Below are 12,896 nucleotides of genomic sequence, written 5' to 3' on the forward strand. Positions count from 1 at the left end.
TACATGATCATTGAACTCGACGATATCCGCAGACGCTTTGCGCGTTTTCTTGTGGTTCTGTTCTGGCTGCATGTACCACTTTTCGCCGCGATCGCTTATGGGGCCGGCGCTTCCGTTACGGGCGGTGCATTGGCGGGCACGTTCCTCGCAGCAAGCTACAACTTGATGTGGTGGCGTGCAGACATTGCACCAGCTACCCGTTTTTTATCTGCCGTGGCTCTTGTTGCGGAGCCCGCCATTCTGCTTTATCTGCTCCGCGGCCATATCTGGCAGATGGATATGCATATGTATTTCTTTGCCATGCTGGCCCTGACGATTGGCTGGTGTGACAGAAGAGCGACCATCATTGCAGCCGTTGCAATTGCCCTCCATCACCTTACGCTCGACTATCTGCTCCCCTCTCTCGTCTTTCCAACTGGAAGCGATGTTCGACGCGTTATGATCCATGCCGTAATCGTTGCTCTTGAAGCAGCCGTGCTCGTATGGTTTTCCGACATGCTAGTGAGTTGCGTGAACAGCATTAGCAATATGCGCGATGAGATCTTGGCCAAGAACTCAGCGATTGAAATGCACTCGGCCCAGGTTCAGCAGGCTTACAAAGCCAAGGGGATGTTCCTGGCCAATATGAGTCACGAAATCCGCACCCCTCTTAATGCAATCCTGGGCTTTTGCCATTTGATGCTTCGCACAGACATGACGGAGCGCCAGCGTGACTACCTGTCGAAGATCAACAGTGCCAGCGGCTCACTACTTCGCCTGATCAACGATATTTTGGACTTCTCCAAGAATGATGCGGGCAAGCTCACTCTGGAGAACCGACCATTCGAGTTGCGTGCTCTCTTTGATCGCAAGCTTCAGATCACAGGCACCGATGCCCGGGCTAAAAACGTGACCGTTAATCTGCACATTGATCAAGGCGTCCCAGAACGGTTAGTTGGCGACGAGATGCGGCTTGGCCAAGTCTTGCTTAATCTCATGAGCAACGCCATCAAATTTAGTGAAAATGGCTCAGTTATGCTACGTGTGAGCGGCAAGCCGTCAGAGGATGGCAACTATCGTTTGCAGATAGCTGTTGCCGACACCGGCATCGGCATGACCGCCGATCAGCAATCAAAGCTCTTCAGTTCCTTCTCCCAAGCGGACAGTTCGACAACGCGTCGCTTTGGCGGAACGGGCCTAGGACTGGTGATTAGTAAGCAGATCGCCGAACAAATGGGCGGCGACATTACGGTGTCGAGCACACCCGGCAAAGGCAGTGTCTTTACCGTGACAGCAACACTCGGCAATGTTGACCGCACGCATTCGATAATCGAAAAGCCTCAACTCCATATTCAAAAGCTACGAATCCTTGTCGCAGACGACAATCCAGCTTCCCGCGAGATTTTGCAGAGCATATTTGCTGATTGGTCCATGCAAGTCGATCTGGTTGCTTCGGGCACAGAAGTGATCGGCGCCTTGGAAACAGCATTCCAGCGCGGAAACCCTTATGATGTTGTTCTGCTTGATTGGAAGATGCCAGGCATGGATGGCATGGAAACTGTCAGTACCCTATACGCGAATACAAAACTCACCAAACTGCCGGAAATTGTTCTTATCACAGCCTATGGCAGCGACGAATTCAAAGCACAGGCTTCTCGTGCCGGTATTGCAGCGTACCTGCCAAAGCCGATAGAATCGCAGCAAATCCTGCAAACTTTGAATATGCTGTTCCCGCTTTCAATAGATTCAAGCAACCAAGCAAGCGATTCTGAACTTATCGCAGAACCGTTGCGCGGAGCGCACGTGTTATTAGTAGAAGACAACACGATCAATCGCGAAATCGCCTACCAGCTGCTCAGTGATGCTGGTCTCGATGTCGATATCGCTGAGAATGGACGTATTGCCTGTGAAAAGGTAGCGCGGTCCGGATCACTCTATTCTGCCATATTGATGGATGTACAAATGCCTGAGATGGATGGGCTGGAAGCAACCACCCATATTCGGCGCAATTGGTCAGCAGAGGCCCTGCCAATCATCGCGTTGACTGCTCACGCCTATGAAGAAGAACGACGCAGATGTGCCGAAGCGGGAATGAATGATCACGTTGCCAAGCCCATCGACCCAAATATTCTCATCGGGACTTTGGAACGCTGGATGAAACCTCGTGAACTGAAGACCGCCCCTCAAGCATCACAGGACAAAAAATCTGAACAGCTGCAAACTGACCTCCCTGAACGTCTCCCGCCTTTCGACCTGACGCGCGCTCTTGTCCGCGTCAACGGAAAGCAGGCCTTGTTGCGCCGCCTCATTATCAGTTTCCACGATGATTTTGTCGATGTCATTCAGACACTGATGGACCAGATAGCAAAGGGCGACCTTACAAGCGCGCGCCGTTTAGCCCATACGCTGAAGGGCGTTGCGGCCTCGCTTGAATTGCCTGAAATTTCGCGCATCGCTGCTGAAGTGGAGCTTGCGATTGCCAACGAGCAGTTGGTCGGATTAGAGCCAACATTATCTGCGCTCAACTCAGCCTTGAAACCTGCATTGAAGGCTGCCGAGAACTTGAAGGAACGATCGAACGCGCCCATTCTACAAAGGGCGGATGCCATCCAAAAGACGGATTTAGCAGCCGAAGTCGCAACGTTGCGTGATCATCTGACACGCAGAAGTATGCGGGCACGCACTAGTTTCGATGCCTTGATGCAGACCCTTGAAGCAACCGCAGACAGTCGAGCAAAAGGCGCAGCAATAGGTGACGCGAAAACTGCATTGGATAAACTTGATTACGAGTCCGCCTTGCGAAGCCTTGATGCAGCTTTTGACGACTAACTTCCGTTAAGCCGCGAATGATTGATGTTTGGCGTAAGCAGCAGCTATTTAAGACCGACCGCAGATGAAGTTGTGGTACTTTAAGACTACCGGAGTTGATTAAATGCCTAACCGTGCAACCGTGTTGATTGTCGATGATGAAGTATCAAATATCGAGATCATGAATGCCGTGCTGGAAGAACATTACGAAATTTGCTTTGCAACTTCCGGCGAACAGGCAATCGAAGTTGCCAGAACTGTATTGCCTGACATCATTTTGCTCGACGTCATGATGCCCGGTGTTGATGGTTACGAAGTCTGTGTGCGCCTGAAGAACGATCGCTTGCTTGCCGACGTTCCGGTGATCTTCACAACGGGCCTTGATGATCAGGAAGCTGAAGTTCGCGGCCTGTCGCTGGGTGCCATCGATTACGTAACCAAACCAATCAATCCTGTGGTTCTGCGTGCCCGCGTATCCAATCACATCGAACTGAAGCGTTTGCGTGATCAACTAGCGCAGATGGCTGTAACCGATGCCCTCACCGGACTGAGCAACCGCCGCCAACTGGAAGTGACCCTTTCAGCGGAAATCACCCGCCTCGCACCTTCCGGTGCTTGGCTTTCGGTCATTATGCTGGATATCGATTTCTTTAAATTGTTCAATGACACCTATGGCCACCCTGAAGGCGACCGATGCATTGCCATGGTTGCAGCGGCACTCACACGTGCAGTGCATAAAGTGTCGGGGATGACAGCGCGGTATGGTGGCGAAGAATTTGCCTGTGTTCTACCTGGCGCAGATCCGCAAACTGCGCTCGCCACCGCACAAGAAATTCAATTTCAAATTCAGTCGCTCAACATTCCACACCCCGGCTCGACAGTCAGCACGAATGTTACCGTCAGCATGGGGATTGCTTCAGCACGTACGCACCTCGAGATGGCAGGTTCACTCTGGTTGCAGCAGGCAGATCACCAGCTTTACACCAGCAAAAAGAGTGGTCGTAATCAGATCGCGAATGTCCAGTTTTCGTCTCCCTCTCACTGAAAACGGCGTTAAGTTCGAATTCTAGTGCAAATCAAGATGTGCTTTGAGCGGCATATCATCGTGAATGGATACGGTCTGCCGCTCGATCATGCGATGCACCAAAGGAGGAGTCGACCCCTTATGCAATGCCAAGAGCCGTTCTGAAACTTCAGCATCCGACTGGGTTCGACGCTGATTGTGGCGTACATATTCCACCCATGTCGGAACGTGATAACTCTCCGTCCAAGTCTCGGGATTTTCAAGATCGCGCAGCAACGCCCATTGCCGTGCGCCATCTCGAATGCGAATTCGTCGTCGCAACGCCATTGCCGCCAAAAATGCCTTAACGTCCTCCTGAGCGATCTTGTAGTCCACCATGATCATGATCGGACCACTCCGTGAACGAAGGTCAAGACGAAGCTTCGGTTCACTGAAACGATTGAGCGGATCAAGATTGAGCGATTCAAATTCTGGCTGCGGCAGCAATAACCCAACAAGGGCCCCCAACAGTAAAACGCCTGCTGCTGCAAGCAAAGCACCTGGCACGCCAAACTCGTCAGCCACCGCTCCCCAAAGCCAGCTACCTGCCGCCATGCCACCAAAAGTAGCGGTCTGATAAAGCGCCAGCGCGCGCCCAACCACCCAGCGGGGGGTCGACAACTGGACGGTCACGTTGAAAAGCGACAACGCTAAAACCCACGACAGACCAGCCGGAAGCAAGAAAATACAGCTCATCCAAATGCTGCGGCTGACCGAAAGCAAAAGACAACTGATGGCAAAGGCGGCAAAGGCACTACGGACAAGCCACTCATTACCCAGGACTTCGCGCAAACGAGCACTTGAAAGCGCGCCACCAATGGCACCAATGCCGAAAAAGCCGAGCATGATGCCATAGGTTAGTGCTGTGCCGTTAACGAGATCACGCGCCACAAGCGGCAAAAGCGCAAGAATAACGATCGCAGACAAGCCGAACAGAAAGCCACGAAACATGACTTTCAAAAGATTGGGCGACATGGAGACGTAGCGCAGCCCCGCGATCATTGCCGGCCCGAGTGCTTCACGTGGCAATGTTGATTTTGCGATCTGCGGTTGCCACCGCCAAAGCGCAAGGATCAACGCACAATAGCTAAACGCGTTGAAGATGAATGCAAAAGCGGCACCAGCGGCAGCAACGATTGCGCCACCAATCGCCGGTCCGATACTGCGCATCAGATTGAAACTCATGGAATTGAGCGCAACGGCAGCAGGCAAGTCGGTTCGCGGGACAATATCACCCATCGACGCCTGCCATGAAGGATTGTGCAGGGCCCCACCACAGCCGATCAGAAAGGTAAAGCCAAGCAACATCCATGGCGTCAAAATGCCAAGATATGCGGAAACCGCTAGCACCACGGAAACGAGAAGAAGGAGAACCTGCGCTGTCAACATGATGCGGCGGCGATCGAAATTATCGGCAAGCGCACCGGCCGCAACGGAGAAAATCATCACAGGAAGAGTGGTGGAGGCCTGAACCAGCGCAACCATATCATCGGAGCGCGCAATGGTAGCCATCATCCAGCCCGCGCCGACCGTCTGCACGAGGCCGCCAAGGTTCGAAAATAGTGTCGCAGACCAGAGCGCCCGAAAGGTTCCGTATTGGAACGGTGCGAGGGGGGAATTTCTTTGCGGCATTCGGACGAACCTCCATCCTCATCCGTTACCTTAAGGCGATACGCGAATCGCATCAACGGAACAAGCGAGTTCCATCGAGCGCGACCGGAAGACACAGTTGAACTGTCGAAACCTCGCATAATGAATTGCGGATACTGCCCCTTTCTGATGCAATCGTGTAAGCAGACTTATTCCGTTCATAGAAGCCATTCGAAATGACACAGCTATCTCGCTCTTCACTATTTGGGTTCGCGTTTATTTTTCTATCAAGTGGAGTGTGCGACACGTCGCTCGCGCAAAGCACATTGCTGCAACTTAAACCCGACACCGATGTCGAAGCTCAGGTTAAGAAAACTGAAAAGGGTTACTTCATTGTGCAGCCCGATGGTTCCGAGCTTCAGATGATCGATGCAGAATGGGTTAAAAATTTCGAAGGCGATCCAATTTTCACCGTCGCCGATTATAATTTCGACGGCTTTCCCGATGTCGCAATCGGGGCAAAGACAAGCGACAGCCCAGATACAGGCTCTGGCATCTTTCTCTATGATGCTGACAACAAATCCTATGTGCCGCTCCATTTTTCCGAAGCATTCAATGATCGCCTCAACTGCAGGGGATTGTGGAATGTAGAGCTGATTGAAAGCCAGAATGCTATCAAAAGCAGCTGCTATTTTGAGGGTGACGACGATACACGTGTCGATATCCTACAGATTGATCCGGATGCTTCGCCTCATTTGCTTGAACAATCGCGCGCAAAAGAAGAAGCCTGGCACTGGCCTTATATCGACAGGCCGGCCCGCATGATAACTTATGATCGTGAAGGCAACATCACTCTGGAAACAATCGCGGACCAAGATGACACAGAGAATAGTTGGACTGTTCCGGTCATTAAGCTGGAAATATATAGCAAAGCCGACCCACAGACCCGTACGCCTGCTTATCTTCTTGAAGGCGAAACAGTCCGCATTTTAGCATTTAGTGGCGAATTCATGAAATTCGCGCGCGAAGGCACTACCGGTATGTCTCAAGGCTGGGTCTCACTCACGCAGGCCTATGACCTTGTCTCCCGCTACGACACCGATGGAACCAAGCCGCAAATGGCCTCTCTTGCTCTTTCCGACTATAAAGACATTGCGGAAAACCCTGACTACTATCGCAACCTGTTCACTCTGACGCTGAAAAACACCGGCAATTCGGATATGGACCTCTCCAACGCAGAACTGTTTCTCCTCTTCAATGGCGACAATGGCACACGCGTCGCGCACAAGCTCTATGACATTTCAGGCCCGACGCTCAAACCCGGCGAAAGCCATATGATCGACGATAATCCGATTGAACAACGAGACGGAAAATATGTGATCTATCATAATGAAGACGGTCAGGATTCCTATCCGCTGTTCTTCCCGGCAGGTCTGCCAGATGGCAAATATCGCGTCATCCCAATGATAACAGATCCGGCCCTCAGCGGTTTCATCTATGGTAAGAACGAAATCGAGCTCGAATTCCCGCCAAAGCTCGATGCTAGTCTGATCAAGAATTAAACGACCTGACCAGCACTCCAGCCGGACGACCATGCCCATTGGAAGTTGTAGCCGCCAAGCCAGCCGGTGACATCAACCACTTCGCCTATGAAATAGAGCCCGGGGGCATTCTTTGCTTCCATCGTTTTGGAATCGAGATCGCGCGTATCAACACCGCCCAACGTGACCTCAGCCGTGCGATAGCCTTCTGAGCCTGCCGGTTTCACACGCCAGTCATTGACCGCGGCAGCAGCGCGGCGCAATACGGCATCTGACAGGTCAGCGAGATTGCCTGCTGGAAAATCAGCGGCAATCAGCTGGGACAGCTTCTTGGGTATGAAATAAGAAAGTGCAGTTTGCAGGGCCTGCTTGCCATTTTTGGATCGCTGTTCGCGCAGTGCTTCAAACAGATCGGTTTGGGGCAGCATGGAAATGACGATTTCATCCCCTTCCCGCCAATAAGAGGAAATCTGGAGGATAGACGGACCACTGATGCCGCGATGCGTGAACAGCATTGCCTCTGTAAATTTCGTCTTTTTGCACGCAACCACGGCATCAACGGCAACACCCGCAAGCGGCTTTAGCCTTTCAAGCAGATGCGGCTCAAACGTTAAGGGCACAAGACCGGGACGTGTCTCGACGAGACGAAGACCAAAACGCGTCGCAATCTCGTAGCCAAAACCGGTGGCCCCCATCTTCGGGATCGACTTGCCACCGGTAGCAATAACAAGCGATTTTGCTGAAACTGTGCCGCCCGAATGGCGAATGACAAAACCGTGTTCGGTTTTCTCGACATTCTCGATTGCTGTTTCGAGCTGCAAAAGCGCACCGTAGCGGTGCATCTCATCAAGCAACATATCAATGATCTGCGTTGCCGAACCATCGCAGAAAAGCTGCCCCAGCGTCTTTTCGTGATAGGCAATCCGATAGCGCTCAACAAGTTTGATGAAGTCGCGCTGCGTATAGCGGCTCAATGCGGAAATGCAAAAGTGCTTGTTCTGCGACAGAAAATTCTTCGGGCTTGCATGCATATTGGTGAAATTACAGCGACCGCCCCCAGAGATACGGATTTTGTCACCCGGCTTTTTAGCATGATCCAGCACTAGAACGGAACGACCGCGCTTCGCGGCTTCAATCGCACACATCATGCCAGCAGCGCCAGCGCCTATCACCAAAACATCGACGCTCTGCAACATTCAACTCCGGTTCAATTCTTCGCGGCACCATATTATTGTATATCGCAAGCGCAAGACGTGTTTTGGAGTTTTTAAACGTCTAGCGGTTAGGAACAATATAAAGTTGGACCATTTTCAAGGAAGCGGGGGCAGAATTTGAAAGCTTCGGTCTCTTCAACGTCGAATAAAAAATCTGGAAGATCACGTTTCATAAGCGGTCCGGTCTTCTGGATGGTGCTCGTTCTTGCCTTGCTTCTAGTCGTTTTGGCCCTGCCGCTTGTTGTGCCAATCGGCCCGATGTATTGGGACACCTACATCTATCTCGATGCAGCTCAGCGCATAGATACCGGGCAGATTCCATCGGTTGATTTCTTCACTCCTGCAGGGCCACTGGGGTATTATCTATTCGCTTGGGGACTGAACGTCTTCTCTTATGCTCAGCCAATGCTGCTCGCGCAATGGTCGACACTCGTAGTTGCCGCGCCACTAATGGGCCTCGTCGTTGCCGGTATTGACCGGCAAAACCGATTCACGGCTTTTGCATTGCTGATCCCGTTTCTGATTTTCGCTATCTCTCCGGCAAATGCTCAGTTTGAAACGTCTTATCCCGGTCTCGATGGCTTCGGCATTTATAATCGCCAGGCGAACCTGCTGCTTTATGTGCTGCTCGCGGGGCTCGTTTTCATACCAAACGGCAGAAAGCTTGCACTGTTTTGTGCCGCGACGATGCTTTGCTTGTTTCTGACAAAAATCACTGGTTTCCTTGTTGGCGGGCTCTTCGGATTTACAGCCCTTCTTGCCGGGCGGATCTCGATGAGCAATGTGCTAATGGCCATTGTTGCAGCCCTCGTGGTGCTCGCCGGACTGGAACTTAACGGCCACATGATATCAGCCTATCTTGCAGATATCGTCCAATTGCTCGTGCTAAACCAAGCAGTATTGCTGCCACGTTTTCTCACCGTCATATCCGGTAAGCTCGATGTTATTCTGCCAGCAGGCATTCTGGTTCTTGTGTTGTTCTGGCTCGAAACACGCGGCAAAATCACCCCAGCCCGCTTTTTCGATCGCGGCTCAGTTTGGCTCGCAATCACGCTTGCCGGTGGGATCTTTGTCGAAACACAAAACACCGGCAGCCAGGAATTCATTTTTCTGTGGCCAGTTTTGCTCATCATCTGGCAACGCATCAAGCCGTTGAGCGACAATAAAATCAAAATGACTGTGGTGATCCTGACGGGATTCATCGCAGTCCCCACGCTCAGCAACATTGGACATAAAGTATTGCGCGCAATTGCTGTCGCCCCGACATATGTTCAGCCGCCCGTTACCGAGGTGAAAAACATGGCTCAGGTTTCCGCCAGAGCCGACATGATGGAGCGGGCTAAACTCTTGCCGCAGCATTATGAGGATTATTCCGCGCCCTATGAAGCACTGGCGCAGCAAGGGCAGCTGCCGAGCTGGCGGCTTTATTCCGAGCTCGACTTTCAGATTTACTGGCTTATCTCGGTCGACAAAGCAGTCAAGGCGCTCAAAAAATTCGAAGCAGAAAACAGCATCCGGTTAAAAACGCTGATGACCCTCGACTTCACCGATCCCTTTCCGTGGCTCCTCAACCGAGAAGCCACCAGGAAAATCCAGATCGGTGCCGACCCTTTCCGCACTGTCGGAGCAATGACACCAGAGACAAAAGCGGCAGTTGAAGCAACCGATGGCATATTGCGACCTAAGTGTCCGATGACGACATCCCGCCTGGCCTTGCAGCAAATCTATGCCAACGCACTCAAAGATCGCGATGTTATCGCAATCGACCCTTGCTGGGATTTACTGCTACGCCCCGGCATTCTCAAATAATATAAAAGCCGGGTTCGCCCGGCTTTTTTTTCTTACTTGATCTGCGCCTTTACGAAATCCTTGACGATGCCAACAATGCCTCGTCCAAGAATTTCATCAAGCGCTGCTATGAATTCATCAACATGCACGCGGCCACAAATCAGTGGCGGCTCAAGGCGGATAACGTTGCGATTATACTCGGTGAAAGCCACCAGTACGCCGTGATCACGCAGCAGATGACTACCGATAAAGCCTGGCAACGAACCCTTCAGCTTTTCATCAAGCATAGCCAGTACAGGGCGCAACACCATTGGCATTGCGTTGGAGAAGTCATGGAACTCCAGCCCAACCATCATGCCCTTGCCGCGCACTTCTTTGATGAGTTTAGGATAACGCGTGTGCAGGTCGTTCAGACGCTCCAGCAGATAATCGCCAATCTCTGCCGAGTTATCGATCAGATGCTCGTCGTAAAGCACGTTAATCGTTTCAATGGAGGTTATGCAAGCTTCGCCGATGCCGCCGAAAGTCGCCATGGCGTGGATCATCGCCGTCTTGGGCGTGCCATAGGCTTTCATATAGACGTCGCGCTTGGCAATCATCGCAGCCATAGCCGTTTTGCCACCACCCAGCGACTTGGCCAAGGCAGTAACATCCGGAATAACACCGTAATGTTCAAAGGCATAGAACTTTCCGGTACGGCCAAAGCCGCATTGCACTTCGTCCGCGACCCAAATAACACCATACTGATCACAGAGCTGTCGCAGCTTCTGCCAAAATGCGGTATCGGCCTGAATGATACCTCCGCCACCCTGAACGGTTTCAAGCACAATAACGCCAATTTCAGGGTCCGCGCGAAACGCGTTTTCAATGGCATCAATATCGCCGAACGGTACGCGTACCGTATTGTCGATGAGCCTGAACTCGCCACGATAAAGTCCACCATCGGTGATCGACAGCACCCCCTTGGTTTTGCCGTGGAAAGAATTTTCGGCATAGACGATCTTCGGCTTCTTCGGTCCTGCGGCACGTTCTGCAACCTTGATTGCAGCCTCCATCGCTTCCGAGCCGGACGAGCCTAAGAATACCATATCAAGATCGCCCGGCGAGCAGGCTGCAATGTCATAGGCCAGTGCCGCCGCATATTGCGACATGAAAGCGATGGCGATTTCGTGCCGCATTTCATCCTGAAACTTGCGGCGTGCTTCGAGAATACGCGGGTGATTGTGCCCCAGCGCCAGCGAACCAAAACCACCAAAGAAATCGAGAATCCTGCGGCCATTCTGGTCATAATAATACATGCCTTCGGCACGCTCGATTTTCACCTTTTGAAACCCGAGCAACTTCATAAAATGCAGCTGTCCCGGATTAAGGTGTCCTGTGAAAAGCTCTGTCATGCGTGGCAGGTCAAGCGCCTTGGCGTCTTCAACCGTCAGAAGCTTCGGCTTAGGCGTGGTATTCGTTATAACTTGATTGGTCATGATCAGTCCTCACGCTGCCTTCGATGCAAGCTTTTTGTGATATTCGCTATAGGCTGCGATCAGCATCTCTTCATCGCGATATTGCGGCACCCAGCCGAGCTCCCGCTCGCCTTTCGAGACATCGAGAATGCACATTTCATCGGCAATCAGATATTGCTCCGGATCCATCAAAGGCTTGTTGACCCAGTCGAGGAAATCCAGCGTGCGCTTGACCGCCCAGGCTGGTGTCGGAACCAGAATGGACTTGGAGCCCGCGTGCTTGACCAGATCGCCGAGCAGTTTGCGCACCGGCGGCGGATTGAGCGAGCCGAGATTATAAACCTCGTTCGGCACCCCTGCCTTGAAGGCCGCATAGCAGGCAGACGCACAGTCGAACACGGAAATGAACTGATAAGGATTTTTGCCAGAGCCGATCATCGGCACCGGCAGATTGTTATCAATCAGCTTGAACAGCTTTTCCAGAATGCCAAGGCGTCCCGGCCCTATTATTAGCCGTGGACGAAACAGCGAAATATTCATGCCGCGCTTACGCCATTCTGCGGCCAGCTCCTCGGTCTTTAGCTTCGACAACCCATATTCGCCAAGCGGATTGCATGGGTGATCTTCCTTCTGCGGCCAGACATAAGTATGGCCATAAACCATGTCAGTGGTGAAATGCACGAGGCGATTTGCACCTGCTTCGTGCATCGCCTTGATGATGTTTTCCGTGCCGTAATAGTTAACCGGAAAAAAGAAATCGTGACGTTTGGCCCGCACCTGAAGCGGTGACAGCATTTTGGCCGAGAGATTATAAACCATATCGTCGGCGCGAAGCCCAAGCTTGCGGATTGCGTCCAGGTCGGTCACATCCGTGTGCACGAAAGTTACCTGTGCATAATGCGCAAGATCGCTTTTCACGATGTCTGCGACAATCACTTCATGGCCGTCGGCGAGAAGCAAGGGAGCCAAATAACGCCCTACAAAGCCATCCCCACCAAAAATAATATGTCTCATAACTCTGCCCCAACCTTAAATTTATGATGCTGAACTGTCGTGAACCGCCGCGTTCTGTTCGGCATTCGGCGTCTTGCCGCTCTGCGCAATCAGCACTGTTCCAATGCAGATGAAAGCGATGCCCGCAATCTTGTAGGCGCCGAGTTCTTCCTTAAACAAAAGCCACGCGAAAACCGCCACGGCGACATAGGCAAGGCTCAGGAAAGGATAGGCAAAAGACAAATCGACTTTTGAGAGCACATACATATGCGATGCCATGGAAATCACGAACATAGTCAATCCAGCGAAAACCCACGGATTAAAGACAATCTGAAAGATCCGGTAAATCAGCGTATCCGCTGTATAGCTGGCACTACTGAACGTCATCATGCCGTATTTGAGCAGCAGCTGTGCTGCCGCATTGGTCATGACCGTGAAGAGAATGAATGGAATATATTTCATC

Annotated in this window: 9 protein-coding genes; 4 read left to right on the top strand and 5 right to left on the bottom strand. The window is 51.9% G+C overall.

Features of this window, described 5'->3' with window-relative positions; all coding sequences use genetic code 11:
- Positions 1 to 3: 3 nt before the first annotated feature.
- Together KMS41_18025 and KMS41_18030 are read left to right on the top strand one after the other, a co-directional pair.
- The gene (locus KMS41_18025) at positions 4 to 2,808 is read left to right on the top strand and encodes a response regulator (protein QWK79372.1); all 2,805 of its coding nucleotides are present in this window, start codon (positions 4 to 6) and stop codon (positions 2,806 to 2,808) included.
- Between the two features lie 103 nt (positions 2,809 to 2,911).
- Complete coding sequence (locus tag KMS41_18030; GenBank protein QWK79373.1) at positions 2,912 to 3,832, top strand: diguanylate cyclase; 921 nt, start codon at positions 2,912 to 2,914, stop codon at positions 3,830 to 3,832.
- A 21-nt stretch (positions 3,833 to 3,853) separates the two neighbouring features.
- Here KMS41_18030 and KMS41_18035 read toward each other — a convergent pair whose 3' ends face one another.
- A complete protein-coding gene (locus KMS41_18035; GenBank protein QWK79374.1) occupies positions 3,854 to 5,482 on the bottom strand; it encodes an MFS transporter in 1,629 nt (542 codons plus the stop codon).
- 194 nt (positions 5,483 to 5,676) lie between these two features.
- Between KMS41_18035 and KMS41_18040 the strand changes: the two genes are divergently transcribed.
- Positions 5,677 to 7,002: an FG-GAP repeat protein gene (locus KMS41_18040; protein ID QWK79375.1), complete on the top strand. Its 1,326-nt coding sequence runs from the start codon at positions 5,677 to 5,679 to the stop codon at positions 7,000 to 7,002.
- On the opposite strand, the gene KMS41_18045 is transcribed toward KMS41_18040, so the two are convergent.
- Positions 6,999 to 8,174: an NAD(P)/FAD-dependent oxidoreductase gene (locus KMS41_18045; GenBank protein ID QWK80304.1), complete on the bottom strand. Its 1,176-nt coding sequence runs from the start codon at positions 8,172 to 8,174 to the stop codon at positions 6,999 to 7,001. The genes KMS41_18040 and KMS41_18045 overlap by 4 nt on opposite strands.
- Before the next feature lie 252 nt (positions 8,175 to 8,426).
- Between KMS41_18045 and KMS41_18050 the strand changes: the two genes are divergently transcribed.
- Positions 8,427 to 10,004, top strand: coding sequence for a hypothetical protein (locus KMS41_18050; protein ID QWK80305.1), 1,578 nt, complete (start codon positions 8,427 to 8,429; stop codon positions 10,002 to 10,004).
- A 32-nt stretch (positions 10,005 to 10,036) separates the two neighbouring features.
- Here the strand turns inward: KMS41_18050 and KMS41_18055 are convergent, their stop codons facing one another.
- Genes KMS41_18055 through KMS41_18065 form a run of 3 tightly spaced genes read right to left on the bottom strand, consistent with a single transcriptional unit; the run spans position 10,037 to position 12,895 of the window.
- A complete protein-coding gene (locus KMS41_18055) occupies positions 10,037 to 11,461 on the bottom strand; it encodes an aspartate aminotransferase family protein (protein ID QWK79376.1) in 1,425 nt (474 codons plus the stop codon).
- Positions 11,462 to 11,470: 9 nt separating this feature from the next.
- Positions 11,471 to 12,454 carry an NAD(P)-dependent oxidoreductase gene (locus KMS41_18060; protein QWK79377.1) on the bottom strand — a complete coding sequence of 328 codons (984 nt, stop codon included), beginning with the start codon at positions 12,452 to 12,454 and terminating at the stop codon, positions 11,471 to 11,473.
- 21 nt (positions 12,455 to 12,475) lie between these two features.
- Positions 12,476 to 12,895 carry an EamA family transporter gene (locus KMS41_18065; protein ID QWK79378.1) on the bottom strand — a complete coding sequence of 140 codons (420 nt, stop codon included), beginning with the start codon at positions 12,893 to 12,895 and terminating at the stop codon, positions 12,476 to 12,478.
- Position 12,896 lies beyond the last annotated feature (1 nt).

The organism is Ochrobactrum sp. BTU1, from assembly GCA_018798825.1.
GTDB lineage: Bacteria > Pseudomonadota > Alphaproteobacteria > Rhizobiales > Rhizobiaceae > Brucella.